Source organism: Pantoea sp. DY-5, assembly GCF_019795955.1.
Classification (GTDB): Bacteria; Pseudomonadota; Gammaproteobacteria; order Enterobacterales; family Enterobacteriaceae; genus Pantoea; species Pantoea leporis.
On the sequence record NZ_JAIMIE010000001.1, the window covers coordinates 1,024,435 to 1,040,631 of the forward strand.

General features: G+C 51.3%; 20 protein-coding genes. 11 read left to right on the forward strand and 9 right to left on the reverse strand.

What is annotated here, in order from left to right; all coding sequences use genetic code 11:
• Window positions 1-145: 145 nt before the first annotated feature.
• The 5 genes from K5Y30_RS04845 to K5Y30_RS04865 form a co-directional block, all read right to left on the reverse strand.
• On the reverse strand, window positions 146-535 hold the full coding sequence (locus K5Y30_RS04845) for a hypothetical protein (RefSeq protein ID WP_167391170.1): 390 nt from the start codon (window positions 533-535) through the stop codon (window positions 146-148).
• 234 nt (window positions 536-769) lie between these two features.
• Window positions 770-2,140, reverse strand: a complete 1,371-nt coding sequence (locus tag K5Y30_RS04850) for an efflux transporter outer membrane subunit (RefSeq protein WP_222210600.1) — start codon at window positions 2,138-2,140, stop codon at window positions 770-772.
• Complete coding sequence (locus K5Y30_RS04855; protein ID WP_222181774.1) at window positions 2,137-3,228, reverse strand: HlyD family secretion protein; 1,092 nt, start codon at window positions 3,226-3,228, stop codon at window positions 2,137-2,139. The genes K5Y30_RS04850 and K5Y30_RS04855 overlap by 4 nt, the downstream gene beginning before the upstream one ends.
• Window positions 3,225-4,892 carry an MFS transporter gene (locus K5Y30_RS04860; RefSeq protein WP_101760892.1) on the reverse strand — a complete coding sequence of 556 codons (1,668 nt, stop codon included), beginning with the start codon at window positions 4,890-4,892 and terminating at the stop codon, window positions 3,225-3,227. Before K5Y30_RS04860 ends, K5Y30_RS04855 begins: the two co-directional genes overlap by 4 nt.
• Before the next feature lie 2 nt (window positions 4,893-4,894).
• Window positions 4,895-5,326 carry a MarR family winged helix-turn-helix transcriptional regulator gene (locus K5Y30_RS04865; protein ID WP_101760893.1) on the reverse strand — a complete coding sequence of 144 codons (432 nt, stop codon included), beginning with the start codon at window positions 5,324-5,326 and terminating at the stop codon, window positions 4,895-4,897.
• A 484-nt stretch (window positions 5,327-5,810) separates the two neighbouring features.
• Between K5Y30_RS04865 and K5Y30_RS04870 the strand changes: the two genes are divergently transcribed.
• From K5Y30_RS04870 to K5Y30_RS04880, 3 genes are all read left to right on the forward strand, one after another.
• Entirely contained in the window at window positions 5,811-6,068 is a 258-nt protein-coding gene (locus tag K5Y30_RS04870) for a biofilm/acid-resistance regulator YmgB/AriR (RefSeq protein WP_008102310.1), read from the forward strand.
• A 152-nt stretch (window positions 6,069-6,220) separates the two neighbouring features.
• A complete protein-coding gene (locus K5Y30_RS04875) occupies window positions 6,221-7,720 on the forward strand; it encodes a SulP family inorganic anion transporter (protein ID WP_222210601.1) in 1,500 nt (499 codons plus the stop codon).
• A 165-nt stretch (window positions 7,721-7,885) separates the two neighbouring features.
• A complete protein-coding gene (locus K5Y30_RS04880) occupies window positions 7,886-8,056 on the forward strand; it encodes a hypothetical protein (RefSeq protein ID WP_222181771.1) in 171 nt (56 codons plus the stop codon).
• A 303-nt stretch (window positions 8,057-8,359) separates the two neighbouring features.
• On the opposite strand, the gene K5Y30_RS04885 is transcribed toward K5Y30_RS04880, so the two are convergent.
• The 4 genes from K5Y30_RS04885 to K5Y30_RS04900 all read right to left on the reverse strand — a co-directional run bounded on the left by K5Y30_RS04885 (window position 8,360) and on the right by K5Y30_RS04900 (window position 11,776).
• On the reverse strand, window positions 8,360-9,145 hold the full coding sequence (locus K5Y30_RS04885; protein ID WP_222210602.1) for a hypothetical protein: 786 nt from the start codon (window positions 9,143-9,145) through the stop codon (window positions 8,360-8,362).
• 23 nt (window positions 9,146-9,168) lie between these two features.
• Window positions 9,169-10,209 carry a tyrosine-type recombinase/integrase gene (locus tag K5Y30_RS04890; RefSeq protein ID WP_222210603.1) on the reverse strand — a complete coding sequence of 347 codons (1,041 nt, stop codon included), beginning with the start codon at window positions 10,207-10,209 and terminating at the stop codon, window positions 9,169-9,171.
• A 98-nt stretch (window positions 10,210-10,307) separates the two neighbouring features.
• Window positions 10,308-11,186 carry a BRCT domain-containing protein gene (locus K5Y30_RS04895; protein ID WP_222210604.1) on the reverse strand — a complete coding sequence of 293 codons (879 nt, stop codon included), beginning with the start codon at window positions 11,184-11,186 and terminating at the stop codon, window positions 10,308-10,310.
• Window positions 11,187-11,197: 11 nt separating this feature from the next.
• Window positions 11,198-11,776 carry a helix-turn-helix transcriptional regulator gene (locus K5Y30_RS04900; RefSeq protein WP_222210605.1) on the reverse strand — a complete coding sequence of 193 codons (579 nt, stop codon included), beginning with the start codon at window positions 11,774-11,776 and terminating at the stop codon, window positions 11,198-11,200.
• 113 nt (window positions 11,777-11,889) lie between these two features.
• Between K5Y30_RS04900 and K5Y30_RS04905 the strand changes: the two genes are divergently transcribed.
• The 8 genes from K5Y30_RS04905 to K5Y30_RS04940 all read left to right on the forward strand — a co-directional run bounded on the left by K5Y30_RS04905 (window position 11,890) and on the right by K5Y30_RS04940 (window position 16,190).
• Window positions 11,890-12,093, forward strand: coding sequence for a DNA-binding protein (locus tag K5Y30_RS04905; protein ID WP_154152823.1), 204 nt, complete (start codon window positions 11,890-11,892; stop codon window positions 12,091-12,093).
• Between the two features lie 46 nt (window positions 12,094-12,139).
• Window positions 12,140-12,649 carry a phage regulatory CII family protein gene (locus K5Y30_RS04910; RefSeq protein ID WP_222210606.1) on the forward strand — a complete coding sequence of 170 codons (510 nt, stop codon included), beginning with the start codon at window positions 12,140-12,142 and terminating at the stop codon, window positions 12,647-12,649.
• A 9-nt stretch (window positions 12,650-12,658) separates the two neighbouring features.
• Window positions 12,659-12,847 carry a phage filamentation protein Fil family protein gene (locus tag K5Y30_RS04915; RefSeq protein ID WP_222210607.1) on the forward strand — a complete coding sequence of 63 codons (189 nt, stop codon included), beginning with the start codon at window positions 12,659-12,661 and terminating at the stop codon, window positions 12,845-12,847.
• Entirely contained in the window at window positions 12,811-13,152 is a 342-nt protein-coding gene (locus tag K5Y30_RS04920; RefSeq protein ID WP_222210608.1) for a DUF5347 family protein, read from the forward strand. Before K5Y30_RS04915 ends, K5Y30_RS04920 begins: the two co-directional genes overlap by 37 nt.
• Before the next feature lie 66 nt (window positions 13,153-13,218).
• Window positions 13,219-13,449, forward strand: a complete 231-nt coding sequence (locus K5Y30_RS04925; protein ID WP_222210609.1) for a DUF2732 family protein — start codon at window positions 13,219-13,221, stop codon at window positions 13,447-13,449.
• Window positions 13,449-13,673 carry a TraR/DksA family transcriptional regulator gene (locus tag K5Y30_RS04930; protein WP_222210610.1) on the forward strand — a complete coding sequence of 75 codons (225 nt, stop codon included), beginning with the start codon at window positions 13,449-13,451 and terminating at the stop codon, window positions 13,671-13,673. Before K5Y30_RS04925 ends, K5Y30_RS04930 begins: the two co-directional genes overlap by 1 nt.
• Window positions 13,673-15,907, forward strand: coding sequence for a replication endonuclease (locus K5Y30_RS04935; protein ID WP_222210611.1), 2,235 nt, complete (start codon window positions 13,673-13,675; stop codon window positions 15,905-15,907). The genes K5Y30_RS04930 and K5Y30_RS04935 overlap by 1 nt, the downstream gene beginning before the upstream one ends.
• A gap of 106 nt (window positions 15,908-16,013) precedes the next feature.
• Window positions 16,014-16,190, forward strand: a complete 177-nt coding sequence (locus tag K5Y30_RS04940; protein WP_222210612.1) for a hypothetical protein — start codon at window positions 16,014-16,016, stop codon at window positions 16,188-16,190.
• Window positions 16,191-16,197: the final 7 nt, after the last annotated feature.

A 16,197-nucleotide genomic window follows, 5' to 3' on the forward strand; every position in this document is an offset into this window, starting at 1 on the left:
GCGCGGCATCCCTTCCTTGCTCTCTATACCCGTCATCCCATGCGGATGTCGCCGATTAACAAGGCGGGCACATGGCCCGCCTGTTTCTATTTCGGCAGCGTTACGGCTAACTTTACAACATTATGTCAGCAATCACGCTTCGCGCTTATTTAGCGGCTTCGACCGCCAGACGCGTCTGGATGCCCTGGCTCAGGTTCTGAATCCAGCGGTTATAGTTGCGGTGAATCTGACCGCTGCCTGCTTTCAGATTCTGGCTGCTGACATACTGGATTTGATAGCTGTTCGCGGTGTAGTTCACGCGAATATCTGCGGTATGTCCGCGCTCGGCCAGGTGACCATTCATCACGCCCGGACCGGCTGGCGTCATCACCCAATGGTTAGCGGCACCCGCCTGGACGATAGCTTGTTTCATTTGCTCATCCGAGTAGCTCTGACCCACGGTCTGGCTCACATTCTGGATCGGCGCAGTACGCGGCGCACAGCCGGTTAACAGGACCGCAGTAACTAACAACGCAAAACCGATTTTTTTATTCATCATTTCCTTTTCTTCCCCTGTCTTTGCAAGCCGCCTGGATGAGCGACCGCGCTGGTAAACTTACCAACACTGTTCCGTTCAGACTGTGTAAAGCGGGCGGATAATAACATTATTTGTAAAGACAAGTAAAAAGAAGCATGAATGACTTTAGAATCGTTTACTGCCGATTTAAAACCAGACGCAGGCCGTTTTACGGCGGAATTTCTACCGAAAAATGGCCTTGCGACATGATGTTTAACCCTGCCAGCCGCCGCCGAGCGAACGATATAGATCGATTTGCGCTAACAGCAGCGTATTTTTTACTGACACGATATTCAGCTGAGTGCTGAACAGCGTGCGCTGGGCGTCCAGCTCATCCAGATAAGAGGCGTAACCATTTTGGTAACGGTTGTGGGCAATGCGATACGCTTCCGCCACATAACTCTCCTGTTTCTGCAACTCCGCCAGCTGCTCCTCGCTACGGCGAATGGCATCCAGCGCGTTATCCACGTCGGAGAAGGCGTTACGCACCACTTTTTCATAACCGTACAGCGCCTGATTACGCGTCGCCATCGCCACATCCACCTGAGCAGTTAGCGCTTCGCGATTCAGCAGCGGAGCCAGAATGCTGCCGCCAATGCTCCACAGACGGAACGGATTATCCAGCAGCTGATGCAGTTCGCTGCTTTGCAAGGTGCCGCTGGCGGTGAGATTGAGCGACGGCAACAGTTTGGCATGGGTTGACGCCAGTGACGCGTCGGCGGCCAGCAGCTGGCGCTGCGCCTGCACAATATCGGGACGGCGATTCAGCAGCTGCGACGGCAGCAGCGATGGCAAGATTTGCGGCTTGATGTGGTCGAACTGGCTGCTGCGCGCAATTTGGCGCGGGTTCATGCCCACCAGGACGCTAAGCGCGTTCTCCTGCTGCTCGATCTGATGCTGCAACTGCGGAATCTGCACTTTGGCGGTTTGATATTCCGAGGCGGCCTGCATCCATTCAAGCCGCGAGGTGTAGCCGGTTTCAAACTGGCGCTGCGCCAGGTTGAGCGAGTTTTTACGCGTCGCCAGCGTTGCCTGGGTTACGCGCAGCTGTTCATCCAGCGCACACAAGCTGAGGTAGCCCGAGGCCACCGAACTGGCGACGGTGAGCTCAGCGGCAGAAGCGGCAGCACGCTGCGCATCCAGCGAAGCTTCTGCGGCGCGAATGCTGTTGCTGCGGCTGCCCCATAAATCCACCTCGTAGTTAGCCTGCAGCAATCCCTGAAATACCGCGTTTTCATACGGCTGACCGGTGGCCGCCGACAGCGCACGCTGATGCGTAGCCGCCACGCCCGCCGACAGCGTTGGAAAATTATCGCCCTGCGCGGCACGCAACTCGGCACGGTATTGATCCACGCGCGAACGCGCGGTGAGGACATCGCTGTTGTGCTGCAGCGCCTGCGTGACGAGGCGATTAAGATTGGCATCGCCGAAATTCTGCCACCATTGCGCCTCCGGCAGCGCATGCGGGCCCACCTGCTGACGCCAGCTCTCAGGAATCGGCAACGATGAGGGCGCTTTTTCCACTTGCGTTGCACAGCCGCTCACCATCAATGCCACACAGGTGGCTAGCAATAAGCGCCTCATGGCGTATCCTTGTGCGGCTCTGCGGCGGTATCAATGCTCACTTCCACTGACATGCCCGGACGCAGTGCTTGCAGATCGTCATTCAAAATTTTGATGCGCACCGGAATGCGCTGGGCAATTTTCACAAAGTTGCCGGTGGCGTTATCCGGCGAGATAGCACTGAATTCGGATCCGGCGGCAGGCGAAATAAACTCGACGCGGCCATCGTAATGCTTACCGTCCAGCGCATCGACGCGGATGTTCACCGGCAAGCCGGGACGCACGCGCGCCAGTTGAGTTTCCTTGAAATTCGCGATGATCCATTTGTTTTCTGGCACCACCGAGGTCAAACGCGTGCCGGCGGTCACATAGCTGCCTTTGCGCACCGACAGCTGACCGAGCTGGCCGCTGTCTGGCGCGATGATGCGTGTATTCGCCAGGTCGATATTTGCCAACTCCAGCGCCGCCTGCGCACTGGCAACATCGCCTTGCAGTGACGCGCGATTCACCACCACGGTTTGCAGATTCTGTTGTGAAACGGCCACCTGCGCATCCGCCTGTCGCAACTGCGCCTGCGCCTGGGCATTCGCCGCGCGTGCGGCGTCGCGCTCACGCACCGACAGCGAGCCATCAGCCGCCAGATTCTCGACGCGCTTGAGATCGAGGCTGCTTTTCAGCGCCTGCGCTTTAGCATTTTCCAGCGCCGCTTTGTTGCTGAGAATGTTGGCTTCGGCACTTTTACGCTGCTGCTGGTTGTTGTTCTGCGCGGCGATTTTCATATCCAGCTGCGCCTGCGCCTGATGCACGCGCTGACGATAGATACGATCGTCGATGGTCATCAGCAGCTGGCCTTTGGTCACTGGCTGCAAATCCACCACGTTCACTTCGGTCAGATAGCCATTCACCTGCGGGCTGATAAAGGTTACCTGGCCACGCACGTAGGCGTTTTCCGTGGACTGAACGGTGCTGGTGAACGGCCACAGCTGCCAGGCATAGAGGATCACCAGCACGCCGACGATGACAATGCCGCTGCCAGCGGCGATAGAAAGAATGCGTCGGCGGTTGGTGCGCTCGCGCTCCGCCGCCTGAATGTCGTCCTGTTGGCTCATGAATTCTCCGTCGGGGTTACTGGTTGTGCCGCATTCATTTTAGTCTGACGCCAGTTGATATAGCGTAAGCGCGTCAGGCGATACAGCACCCAGATTAAGGTGATGAAAGCCAGCGCGGCGGTAAGAAGATAAGTATCGTTATAGGCCAGCACGTTGGCTTGCAGCGTCGCCACCGTTTGCAGCTGGCTGCTGCTTTGCGCGCTGAGCAGCACGCTATCCGGCAACTGGCTGCTAAACAGCGAGCTGTACTGGCTAAGGCGTTCGGTCACGTTGGGATCCAGCTGCGACAGCTGATCGCCCAGCAGGCTGGAGTGGTATTTTTCGCGCCACGTCTGGAACGTGCCGAGAATGGCCGCGCCGATCAGGCCGCCTAAGTTCTGGCTCATACCGAACAGCACCGAGAAGCTGACCAGGTTTTTCGGCTGCGTCACCACGCCGCCAATCCCCAGCAGCATAGCGGGCCCGAGGAAGAAGGCGCTGCCGAAACCGAGCAGAAACTGGCTAAAGTAGAGATTGTGGGCGCGCGTCAGCGGGTTGGATTGCGCATCCATCAGCGAGGCGACGATCATCACCACCAGCGACACGACAATTGGCCAGCTCAGATGCGTGGGTTTGATGGTTAATGCGCTGGCGATCATGCCGCAAATCACCCCGGCAATGATCGCTAACGCCAGACCGCGCATCTGATCGTTGAGTAAGCCAAGCTGCTGCAGGAAACCCACCGCGCCGGTGTTTTGCTCGGCCAGCAGAATACGCATCATGATCATCACAATGCCCAGCCGCACAATCGTGCCGTTGCTGAGCCAGCGGGTATTCAGCAACGGATTCTTACGGTTGTGCTCGACGACAATCGCCGCCACGATCAACACCAGCGCCAGCGCTAATGCCACACCGAGCCACGGCGTGCTGAACCACCATTCGATGCGGCCCAGCGACAGCACCGCGCACAGCAGCGCCATGCCCGGCGCCATCAGCATAAAGGTGAGGAAATCCATCTTTTCAAAGGCTTTGATGCGGTCGCCGGGCGGCAGTTTCACCACCAGCACGCAGCCCAGCGAGATCATCGCCAGACCGAGTTCAAACAGGTATAAACCGCGCCACTCTTGCAGCTGCAGCAGTTCGGTGGAGAACAATCGTGCCAGCGGAATCGCCAGCTGCGACGCGGTGATGCCAATCACCAGGGCTTTAAGCCGATGCTTCGCCGGCCAGGCCTGAATCTGGTAATAGATGCCGAGCGAACTGAGCGCCGCGCCGACCATGCCGTGCGCGGTGCGGACAATGATCGCCGAGCTGAGATCGTTAGCCAGCAGGTGGAAAAATGCCACGATCACATACAGCACTAGAAACGCTTCGGTGAACAGCCGCAGACCAAACTGCTGGCGGAACTTCACCAGCAGCAGGTTGATGGAGATGTTGCCCATCACATATACCGCGGGCAGCCAGGCGATCTCATTGCTGTAAGCGCCGAAGGTGCCTTGCAGATTGGTGAGGTTGGCAGAGACCAGCGCGTTACTCAGCGCGCCGGTAATCGAGATCAATAAGCCAATGATGCCAAATGCGATGCGCTTCGAAGGCGAATGCAGCGGCGTTGAGGGCGAACCCGGCAGCATCGGCTTTTCATGCGGCAGCCATTCGCGCGGGGCATAAGGATTACGTTTTGCCACGGTTAAACGCTTCCCAGACGCGCGAGCAGCTGTTGCAGCACCTGTTCCGTTATCGCCAACGATGCAGGATCGATATCCGCCAACAACTGTGCACGTAGCGCATCGGCCTGCGTTTTCACTTCGGCAAAGGCCACGCTGCCCTGCTCAGTCAGAATCAGCAGGCGTTTGCGACGATCTTCCGGCGGCTGCACGCGCGCTAATAGCTGCTGCTTCACCAGACGATCCACCAGCGGCACGACGCTGGCCTCTTCCAGACCAAGCAACTGCGCCAGCGCTTTTTGCGTTGGCGGCTCGGCGGCGGTGGCAACGCTGGCAATCGCCATCCAGCTGCTCATGCTCAATCCGCTCTCTTTGAGGCGACGATCAACAGCCAAACGCCATGCGTGCGCGGTGAGATGCAGCAAACGAGAAAAGGGTTGGGGATAGTCGCTCAAAACGTAGTGGCCTAATGGTTAGGTATCTAACTAAACGGGAGCGTTATTATAAGGTAAGCCGCTCGCCAATGAAAATTTTGCTTACACCTGCAAACGTAGTTGGCAGGACAAAAAATCTCCAGCTTTCCTTATCAGTTGTACAACTCACCGAAAATTTGGCGGTTTTCGCCCATTCTTGTATAGCTTTTAGAAAACATTACAAATCATAACTAACTGTTAAATAAGGACTAGCACAAATTGCTTAAAATCAAGCTTGTACAAGTTGTGCCGGATTGTATAAGTTTACGTCCCGTGAGCCAGCTGACGGCTCCGTAACGAATGATGCACTTTGCGTCGCCTCTGAAGGTGTTGTGGATTTCCACCTTCAGAGGTGTCTTTTTGCGTTGGTTGATGAGTTGGGTGTTGCGCGCCTGTCCGCGTGCAAATTTTTTCATCATGGAGCTGAAGGCACATTGCCATCAGGCCGATCTTAAGGGCTTCACATATGCAAAACGCCGCAAACAGTAGCGCTGCCATCGCTGACTATTTCAAACTGGCCGGTAATAGCGACAGCAGTGAAATGGAAGTTTTCGGGCAGATCATCGCCGAAATCCTGCAAGCCGGTATGCCGGTTTCTAATAAAGCGATTATTGCTTCGCTGATTAACCGTCTTGAGATGGAAAGCGATGTGATTCAGCTGGATATTTATCGCCATCTGCTTGAATTAGTTGTGAATAAAACACCTGACGATCTCGCGGTCTAAAGCCGGATTCCAGGGATGGAATCACCCTCACCTGCCCCAACGCGCTAGCGTCTCACCTTATTGCCCGGTAACATCCCTTCTCGGAAAATCCTAACTGGTTACTGCCATACCGCGACGGTATGCGCACAATAATAAAAGAGCCTGCACAATCTATGAGTCAACCAACTGAGCGCACCACTGCGGTGGAGAGCGATATCACTGTGGGGCGCGTTTTACGTTCGCCTGCCCTGCTAACCCGCGAGTGTCTGGCCGGCATTATTACCGCGCTGGCGCTGATCCCGGAAGTTATCTCCTTCTCCGTGATTGCCGGTGTCGATCCTAAAGTCAGCCTTGTGGCCTCGGTGGTGCTGTGCCTGACGCTGTCGATTCTGGGCGGTCGTCCGGCAATGGTCACTGCAGCGGCCGGTTCGGTGGCGCTGGTGATCGGCCCAATGGTGCATGCGCACGGCGTTGAATACATTCTGCCGGCGGTGGTTATGGGCGGCATTATCCAGATTATCTTTGGGCTCGCTGGGTTGTCGCGCATGATGCGCTATATCCCGCGTTCGGTGATGATCGGCTTCGTTAACGCCCTCGGCATCCTGATCTTCTTTGCGCAGGTCCCGCACGTTTGGGGACAATCCGCGTTGGTGTGGGTGCTGTTCGCCGTTACGCTGGCCATCGTGCTGCTGCTACCGAAAGTCTTTAAAAGCGTCCCTTCACCGCTGGTGGCGATTGTGGTAGTGACGGCGGTGGCGTTGCTGCTTGGCTATCGCGTACCGAACGTGGGCGATGAAGGGCCAATGACCGCCGGTCTGCCAGGCTTCACGACGTTGCTGGTGCCAATCAATCTGCACACGCTGCAAATCATCTGGCCCACCGCCTTGAGCATCGCCTTTGTGGGTTTGATGGAGTCGCTGCTGACCGCCAAACTGGTGGATGACATTACCGATACGCCTTCCGCTAAACGCCGCGAATCCTGGGCGCTGGGCGTCGGCAATATTCTTGCGGGCTTCTATGGCGGCATCGCCGGTTGCGCGATGATTGGCCAAACCATCGTTAACGTCGAGCTGGGCAAAGCACGTACGCGTGTTTCGACGGTCGCGGCGGGTATCGTGCTGCTGTTATTAGTGACCGGACTGAGCCAGATTATGGCACAGATCCCGATGGTAGTACTGGCGGGCATTATGATGGTGGTAGCGGTGAAAACCGTGAACTGGCACAGCCTGCATCCGGCTACGCTGAAACGCATGCCGTGGTCGGAAACCTTTGTGATGGTGCTGACGGTTGCTGTCACCGTGTGGACCGGCAACCTGGCGATTGGCGTGCTGGTTGGTGTGATTCTGGCGATGATGCTGTTCGCACGCCGCATCGCTCACGTCATTCACGCTGAACGCCAGCTGAGCGAGGATGGCCAACAGGTCAATTACACCGTGCGCGGCCCGCTGTTCTTTGGTAGCAGCAATGATTTGTTTGAACACTTCAATTACGGCCACGATCCAAAAACTGTCACCATCGATTTGACGCATGCGCAGATTTGGGACGCTTCCAGCGTGGCGGCCCTTGATGCTATCGAATATCGCTATCAGCGCCATGGAGCGAACGTCACCTTTATCGGGCTGGATAACCGCAGCAGCGATTTCCGCGAGCGGCTGAGTGGCAATCTGGGATAGAAATATTAGGATTGAGACGAAAAACGCCGGAAATCCGGCGTTTTTTATGGTTACTGCCGCGCTTCGCTTGCGAAATTTGCTGTCACTGACTTTGCTTAGCTCATGGTCAATCCTTTGATCTCTTTGGGATTGGTTACTCAATCACTTAATTATAAGGAGCAGCAGATGAACGTTTTAACAAAAGCAGCATTGGTGACGTTAACCTTGGTATCGCTGTCGGGTTGTATGCACAAGAGTGATGCGGTCGGCAACGATGGGCGCCCACATGCGCCAAGTAACCAACCGGTGCCAGGCGCCAGCGAAGGAGCAGGTCCGGTGGGACAACCGCAATCGTAATGACTTGCCCGGCTTTGCCGGGTTTTTATTGGCGATGAGGTAAGGACAAAAACAAAAAAACCGCCCTTAGGCGGTTACGACATTACTGCTTATTGCTTTATTTTATTCGTTTTATCGACTGCAAATATGGTGCCCGGGGCGGGACTTGAACCCGCACAGCCATAAGCCGAGGGATTTTAAAGACTTTTCACAGACTTTTAAAATCATGCACTTACAGTAAATCAAAGAGTTATAGACGGTAAAAATGGGTTAACTTGGGTTTAACCGTCTGCTGGTAGTCACAACAAATTGACCTGCCCACACCTAAAAAGAGATTGTTAAGTTGGCGTTTTTAACGATCAATCGCTTATGGTTGATGATAAGTAATGATGTGTCTCCCACGCCAGTAAATAGCACATCGCCATAGAAGAAAGATTGCCCACTGTTACCTGTCAAATGCCTTGCCATTTCTAAATCGTTATCTTTTAACAAAAACGTGGCGTCATTTTTCTTAACTCCGATAACTCCCATAGCAGAATCATTTAAAATTTCGCCCATACCGGAAAAAAGTAAAAAGATAAAAACCATAAATCCGACAAATGCGACAGTCATTTTTCTCTTTTTCTCTCTGGTTAACAATTTTTCAAAATTCACATTTGCAATTAACAGAATCCCTACCGCAACCAATAAAAAAGAGGAAATAACCGGAAGTACCTGAAGTTTTCCATATAAGACTAACTTAGCTACAAAAATCCCAATTAAAATGGACACCATGATCAATGCGAACATAGGTTCAAATAAACCCATTTTTCTTGCAGTTCTATAAGAACCTTTAGCGTTTCTATAGAATTTACTTTTTGTTCTCTTGGTGAATCGGCAAATAAACAATGAAATCTTAAGAAAAACCCAAACCAGAATACACGAAACTGAGTACCAACCGGTAAAAGTGAAAGCCATTAGAAGTGAAAATGAAAATATTACAAGCAGGAAAAATATTGCATCAGACAGTGACATCCCCGTTGGAAAAAAATTTATTCTCAGACAGTAGAAAAGGAATACAACTACGCCTGCGGCAGTTACGCATAGATAAAAGTTCTTAGCCGCATTCATGTTGAAATATTGCCTAAAAGAAATCAATTTACGTTCTCCTTTCCTAATCGATCGAATGGGTTAAGATTGATTGCTGCTTCTAAATGTTCTGGTGAAAAGTGGCTATAACGCATCGTCATCTGAATGGTTGAGTGTCCTAGTATTTGTTGCAACACTAGTATATTTCCACCATTCATCATGAAGTGACTTGCAAACGTATGTCTCAAAACATGGGTGCGTTGGCCGTCTGGCAATTCAATGTTCGCACTTTCAATCGCAAACCCGAAAGCATCATAAGCATTGTCAAATAGTCGACCACGACTTTTAGGAATTAATGCATGAAGTTCTTTCGATATTGGAATAGTGCGATTCTTTTTACTTTTCGTATTGGTATATGTGATTCGAAATGGCATAACTTGAGATTGCCTCAACTGCTCGGCTTCACTCCAACGGGCGCCGGTTGCGAGGCAAATACGCACAATAATGCCAAGATCTTTATTTGATGATGCGTCACACTCTTTGAGTAATCTTTTAATATCTTCATCGTATAAGAATGACAGTTCGTTTTCACTCTCGCGAAAGAGCCGCATACCATCGAGTGGATTATCACCTTTCCAACGTCCCAGCCTTTTTAGTTCATTAAACACTGCACGTAAGTAAGCGTGTTCACGGTTTACTGTGGCTTCTTTCGGTAGTTTCTTGATGCCATGCTTTGGATTAGCGGTGAAGTCCCCCGCCAACCGCTGCTTACGATAGCCCGCAAACATTTCTTGGTTAAGTGTGAAAGCATCTGGATCACCCAAGTTATGACAGAGTGATTTCAATTTTTGCAGCCTTGCATCGCCATCGGTCAAAGACCTTCCATGTAATTCATACCAATCATTAACTAACTCACTAAGGCGAACCGCGCGGGCTTCCGCCTCAATCGTGTTTATGCTGGATTCGCTGCTTTTAGCGAGCTGCTCTCGCTCGTAACGTAAAGCCTCGCCGCGAGTTGCAAAGCTTTTGCGAATTCGCTTACTTCCTCTGCCAGCCGAGTAAAAATCACAAACCCACTTTCCGTTTTCGGCTTTTCTAACAGACATACAATTTCCTCAAAAAACAAATGAGGACTTTTTACTGTATATAAAAACAGTGGTCAATGTTTGATTTCTGGCTTTTAAACATGACCACATAATGAGCATCAAGCAGAATGCTGACGCCAATGTTCTTCGCCTATGATTTTTAAAGAGTGTCCCTTTTCACGGTACTCGATGGCTTTTTCTATTTTTCGGCCATAGCTTTGATAGCGCCAATCTCTTGAACTCAACGTCCCTATAATTAGGTAGTCTAATTTTTGAGTGATGTCATCGATTACAATTCCGCCTGCCGCTTCAATTTCAGCGGCACATGAGGAACGCGATCCGCAAAGAAACTTTCCTGTAAGACAAATCACAGAGCCTTTGATTTTTAACTCATCCACATGTTCAAGCGGTGAACGAATTGAAAGACCATCAACAGCTCCAGTGGCTAAATCGCATCCCGTAAAGGCTATCATGGCCTCTTTCAATTCTTCTCTTTCATCAGGTGTTACAAAACCATCAGCCAAGATGCTCTCAATCAGAAGATAAAGATCTTTACCGGGGAAGTTAGTTTTTAACAAACCATTATTGGATAACCACCAACGAAGATAGCGGATCTCATCTTCTGTAAGCTCATGATTGGCTAGCATGCCTTTACACAGACCTTCAAGAAGGTGTTTATCAGATTCGGTCGAATAGAAGTCAACATCAGGGATATCGAGAAGGTTTTGTTGAATATTTAGTAAGTCATCTTTGAATTGCTTCAATTCAACTTCTTCGATGACGCCATCTTCTAAAATGGCTGCAATTTTATCCCGAATAACTTGGACGCAATAATTTTCGCTGGTTGCTTCTGCTTCCAATAACCAAGTATCAAGGTAAAGTAATTCTTTGGCATCAACCTGCCCGTCACATGTCATACCCTCTATGATATTGACAAGATTTGCCAGTAACTTATCTCTGTTGCGTGTGTAGTTATAAACACTGAGTTTTCTATCCATAGCGCCCCCAATTAAATTTTATGTTTGATACTTCCTATAACCTTCGCGATTAATTTAACTTCATCAACAGGCCAATCCACACCTTCGATACGCCAGTGATTGCCCGGCGTTCTCTGCAACGTTTCACATCGCACAACATCAGCGCGCTGAGTGATCCATATTCCATCGGTCGGTTTGGCAAAATCTTTATCGACCAAATAGAACGTACTGACTTCCGCCACCTGAATCACTTCAACTTTTTTATGACCTGAAGGCAGCAAAGAAGCTTGAATTGAAACCGGCTCTCGCAGCTGCAGATGCCCAGAATCGATAGAACTAAATGGCAGGTTTTCAACTTTAGAGGACTGTTGTTCACTTTCGCGAACAACAGCGATTGCTGGCTCACCTTTTCCCGTGGCAAGCCATTTAAGTGAAACTCCAGTATCTAAGGCGCATTGCACTACGGCTTCACCGGCAAAGTATTCACGGCGAATCCATGTACTGACCGTGCCATGACCGACACCAATCTTTTCGACTAATTCTCTCTGCGTGGAAAAACCGTAGGCTTTCAATAACCTATCAACTAAAGCTTGCCCGCCTGAAAATTCCATTCAACTTTTCCACCATGTGAACGTTGACTGATTCAAATTTGAAATGTAACGTAGTCAATATTGAATCAACGAACGCAATTACCCGCATTTACCTTTACGAACAAGGATGCACGATGAATTCTCCACTTTCAATTACCTTGAGCAGCCCTTATTTGTCGCTGCCGGAATTCGCAAAAGTGACCGGTATACCTTACGAAACCTGCCGCCTGATGGTGAAAGATGGTCGCCTACCAATCAGGTCAAAAGCTCGCAAGATGGAAAAAGTGCTCATCAACATGATCGCTTTAACGAAAGAAGCTGACTTTCAGTCACGTTAACATTCAACTTTGCCAATGATTGTGTTCGGCAGTGAGGAATTTGACTATGTTTGATTTCAAAGCTTCTACCCATAACTATTACGACGATGCATGCCGCAAGTTCGCGCTAACGCACAACATGGAAGACGTTGCGCAGCAGGCAGGCATGCGAGCACAAACGCTGCGTAACAAGCTGAATCCCGATCAGCCTCATCAGCTCACCGTACAAGAAGTGTTAGTGCTTACCGATGTCACCGAAGATGCGACGCTCATTGATGGCTTACTTGCGCAAATCCAGTGCTTGCCATGCGTGCCGGTCAACGAAGTTGCCAACGACAAACTGCCGCTGTATGTGATGAAAGCCACCGCTGAGGTTGGGCAGTTAGCTGCTGGCGCGATCTCCACAGAGCAATTAAGCGCTAGCTGCAAACGTAGCCTGCTACAAAACGTTAACAGCGGTATTCGTTGTTTAACCCTCGCCGCACTGGCCGTTCAAGCGCGCATACAGGCTAACCCGGCTTTGTCTTCAACTGTCGATGCGATCAGCGGTCTTGGCGCGTCATTTGGCGTGGTCTGAGGTGCAGTCATGATTTCATTTGCTGCACAGCTCAAAAGACGCAGCCCATCAATGTCTTACGGACATGGCTGGATTTTAGGTGACAACGGTAAGCGCTGGCATCCGGTTAAAGAGGTTTCAAGCGCACCACGAACTCAAGCAACACCCAAGAGAGGAAAATCATGGCTATCGAAGGCGATTCAATGCTTGTCGAACTGAGCGCCGGTCAACGTGTCGCGGCACTCAATCACGTTGCGTTGTTGCGATCGCAATTTAAGGGCCGCGACAGTGAACAGGATTTATCGCGATTCTTCGACTCAATGCGTGATGTTAGAGACAACAATTATCAGGACAATAAGCGCGCACTGAGCGCCATCTTTTTCCTGGCAAATATTGGCAAAGACCGACACAGCGCCAATTTTAGCGAATTAAGCACTGATGAAAAAACCGCCGTAATACGTGCAATGAACCAATTAAAAGCCGTCGTGAGTTTATTCCCCAAGCGAATGACGCTTTCTAACTAAATAACCCAATGCAATTAACTGGCGTAAACCCGCCGGGATTCACTTTGCCCAAAAACAGGAAATTACATGCAACGCAAATTATTGGAAGCCACACAAACTGCGTCGTACATCGAACTCGACATGATGCTCAATGACGCGCGAAGAGAGGAGCGTCACAACCGAGCAGAATTAATGATCTCACGCCTCAATGTGCTTGCCTGGACTATTCGCCGTGAGGAAATGTCATGTGTTGAGGCTGCTGAGTTGTTACAGCAAGAAGTTGAAAAACTGCAGACACAAATCGCGGAGGCGCACTAATGGCCGATTCAATGGATATAGTGCAGCAGCGTACCGAGGAAATGCTCGAACGTAACATCGCGCTCATCGTTAACCGCGCCCCTGCGATTAGCGCTTCTTTCTGCGAAGACTGTGACGCCCCAATTCCGGAATTGCGTCGGCGAGCCTATCTTGGCGTTACTCGCTGCGTTTCTTGTCAGGAGATTGAAGAGCTGCGCGGAAAACATCTGCAGGCAAAAGCCTGATGACCGAGACATATGCTTACCCGTGGAATGCTCCACGGGAAGCCATTGCCAGCCCCTATCCTACTTATAAGGAACTGCGAAGCCGCGATCAGTTGATTGCAGCTTTGGCGCATGCTGAGCAGTTACTCGCTCAGCAGCCGACGCTGATTCAGATCGATGTCAGGCGGCGCATCGCCGAACTGGAAAAATCACAGGGCATTGCCCGTGCCAATGCGTACTTAACAAAGACTTTTGTTGAGCGCACATTGCCACGCGTCGAATGTGTGAATGCAAAATATCGGCTCGACGAAATGAAGGCCGGCACGTTTAATGTGCTGACAGAAAACGCCACTAAGGATATCGGTGCGGCGAGAGTGTGCGGCGCGCTATGGGAGTTAATGCGTCGTTTTAACCGCTTGCCGGATATGGCTCGCGCCGATGTTGATTTGCTGGCTGGCGACATTGCCAACTTTGCCCTGGCTGAATTAGTGCAGGCGCATGCTCAATCTGACAACGAATCAGATTATAAATACACGCACCGCATTTACATGACCGCCGCCACCATCACTCGCGAGTTTAATCAGACACCGCCATTGTGGGAAAAAGTTACATCACGCCTATTCGATCCGGAAGAAGTCACCCCCGCGATCATGCGCATGCAAACCGAGAAATGGTGGAAAGGCCGCCTGCGTCGTATCGCAGCATCATGGCGTGAACATCTGCAAATCGCCCTCGCCAACGTCAGCAAAAAACATACGCCCTATGCCAGCAATATGACGGTGTCGGAATGGCGCGAGCAAAAGCGCCGCACGCGTGAGTTTCTTAAAGGGCTTGAGCTGGAGAATGAGGAAACCGGCGAGAGGATCAGCTTAATCGACAAGTTTGATTCCAGCGTGTCGAATCCCGCCATTAAACGCTGCGAGTTGATGAATCGCATTCGCGGATTTGAAAATATCTGCAACGAGATGGGTTTTGTCGGCGAGTTTTACACGGTCACTGCCCCTTCTCGCTACCACGCCACTATCAAGACCGGTCATCGTAACCGCAAGTGGAATGGTGCCAGCCCGGCAGATACGCAGCGTTATCTGTGCAACGTGTGGCAGAAAATTCGCGCCAAGCTGCATCGCGAAGAAATCCGCATCTTTGGCATCCGTGTTGCCGAACCCCATCACGATGCAACTCCACATTGGCACATGCTGATGTTTATGCTGCCTGAAAATGTTGATCGGGTGCGTGAGGTGATCAGCGACTATGCATGGCGCGAAGATGGCACTGAACTAACCACCGAAAAGACCCGCAGAGCGCGCTTTCATGCTGAAGCCATCGATCCCGATAAAGGCAGTGCCACCGGCTACGTGGCGAAATACATCTCAAAAAATATCGATGGCTATGCGCTCGACGGCGAGCTGGACGACGAGAGCGGCAAAGAGCTGAAAGAAACTGCCTCAGCCGTTTCAGCATGGGCGGCACGTTGGCACATTCGCCAGTTCCAGTTCATTGGCGGCGCACCAGTTACTGTCTATCGCGAGTTGCGCCGCATGGCAGACAGCGAAACCGCGCACGGACTCAGCATCGAGTTCGCTGCTGCACATGACGCAGCAGATGCTGGCGATTGGGCTGGCTACGTTAACGCACAAGGCGGCGCATTTGTTCGTCGTGATGAACTGGCCGTACGTACATGGTATCAACCGAGTGAAGACCTAAATGCGTATGGCGAGGAAACCATGCGCATCAAAGGCGTGTATGCAACAGACGCTGGCGCCGATACGCCGATTCTAACCAGACTGACGCAATGGAAGATTGTGCCGAAGCGTGCCGTTGATTTGGCTGTTGACGTTAAGGGCGCGTCCGCGTCCTCTTGGAGTTCTGTCAATAACTGTACGGCCCCGCCGGATGATGATCCCCCTATCGACTTCACGCGCTCGCCGACCCGTGCCGAGAGAAGACGTATTTTGAAAAGATTTCATGAAAGCACGCCTGCAAAACCGCGAAAAAAACGACAGGCGCCGGTTTCTGATAAATATCGCGATCAACGTAAGCAGCTCAAAGACAGTTTTTATGATGTCTCACGTCTTACCCTTTCCGAAGGCGAAGTTACACGCATGATGATGGGGCACAAGCTCAAAGTTGGCGCGCAAATATTCTGGAGTGGAACAAGCGGCCATCTTTTCGTTGAGCGTAGAAGACCTTCAACAGCCCTGCAGCGGTTTGAGACATTGGCCGCTCAACATCGTAAAAGCCGTAATGTTCAATAATCCATCGGTCGGACAAATCCGAGCCATACGATTGTTTACGATTCCTTAACGCCATGATACTGTTTATACATACAGTGTATTTTATTGATAAGGAGTTAATTATCTGATGGATATCGATAAACTGAGCGAGACCGTTGCCAGAATCCAATTTGTAGCCGACGTATCACTCATCGCACACTGCAAGGAAGATGAATTGAAAATGGCACTGTCGATGATCAGTGACATGGCCGGTTCGATTGACACCTCATTTTACCAGGACGCTATCTACTGCCAGGCAGAATGATCGCCAG

Bases quoted from the DNA above. Each gene is read 5' to 3' on its own strand.
- K5Y30_RS04855 (WP_222181774.1), bottom strand. From the start codon at position 3,228: ATGAGCCAACAGGACGACATTCAGGCGGCGGAGCGCGAGCGCACCAAC.
- K5Y30_RS04900 (WP_222210605.1), bottom strand. From the start codon at position 11,776: ATGGAATTTTCAGGCGGGCAAGCTTTAGTTGATAGGTTATTGAAAGCC.
- K5Y30_RS04935 (WP_222210611.1), top strand. From the start codon at position 13,673: ATGACCGAGACATATGCTTACCCGTGGAATGCTCCACGGGAAGCCATT.
- K5Y30_RS04940 (WP_222210612.1), top strand. From the start codon at position 16,014: ATGGATATCGATAAACTGAGCGAGACCGTTGCCAGAATCCAATTTGTA.
- K5Y30_RS04930 (WP_222210610.1), top strand. From the start codon at position 13,449: ATGGCCGATTCAATGGATATAGTGCAGCAGCGTACCGAGGAAATGCTC.
- K5Y30_RS04920 (WP_222210608.1), top strand. From the start codon at position 12,811: ATGGCTATCGAAGGCGATTCAATGCTTGTCGAACTGAGCGCCGGTCAA.
- K5Y30_RS04895 (WP_222210604.1), bottom strand. From the start codon at position 11,186: ATGGATAGAAAACTCAGTGTTTATAACTACACACGCAACAGAGATAAG.
- K5Y30_RS04925 (WP_222210609.1), top strand. From the start codon at position 13,219: ATGCAACGCAAATTATTGGAAGCCACACAAACTGCGTCGTACATCGAA.
- K5Y30_RS04905 (WP_154152823.1), top strand. From the start codon at position 11,890: ATGAATTCTCCACTTTCAATTACCTTGAGCAGCCCTTATTTGTCGCTG.
- K5Y30_RS04915 (WP_222210607.1), top strand. From the start codon at position 12,659: ATGATTTCATTTGCTGCACAGCTCAAAAGACGCAGCCCATCAATGTCT.
- K5Y30_RS04880 (WP_222181771.1), top strand. From the start codon at position 7,886: ATGAACGTTTTAACAAAAGCAGCATTGGTGACGTTAACCTTGGTATCG.
- K5Y30_RS04890 (WP_222210603.1), bottom strand. From the start codon at position 10,209: ATGTCTGTTAGAAAAGCCGAAAACGGAAAGTGGGTTTGTGATTTTTAC.
- K5Y30_RS04885 (WP_222210602.1), bottom strand. From the start codon at position 9,145: ATGAATGCGGCTAAGAACTTTTATCTATGCGTAACTGCCGCAGGCGTA.
- K5Y30_RS04870 (WP_008102310.1), top strand. From the start codon at position 5,811: ATGCAAAACGCCGCAAACAGTAGCGCTGCCATCGCTGACTATTTCAAA.
- K5Y30_RS04910 (WP_222210606.1), top strand. From the start codon at position 12,140: ATGTTTGATTTCAAAGCTTCTACCCATAACTATTACGACGATGCATGC.
- K5Y30_RS04850 (WP_222210600.1), bottom strand. From the start codon at position 2,140: ATGAGGCGCTTATTGCTAGCCACCTGTGTGGCATTGATGGTGAGCGGC.
- K5Y30_RS04845 (WP_167391170.1), bottom strand. From the start codon at position 535: ATGAATAAAAAAATCGGTTTTGCGTTGTTAGTTACTGCGGTCCTGTTA.
- K5Y30_RS04875 (WP_222210601.1), top strand. From the start codon at position 6,221: ATGAGTCAACCAACTGAGCGCACCACTGCGGTGGAGAGCGATATCACT.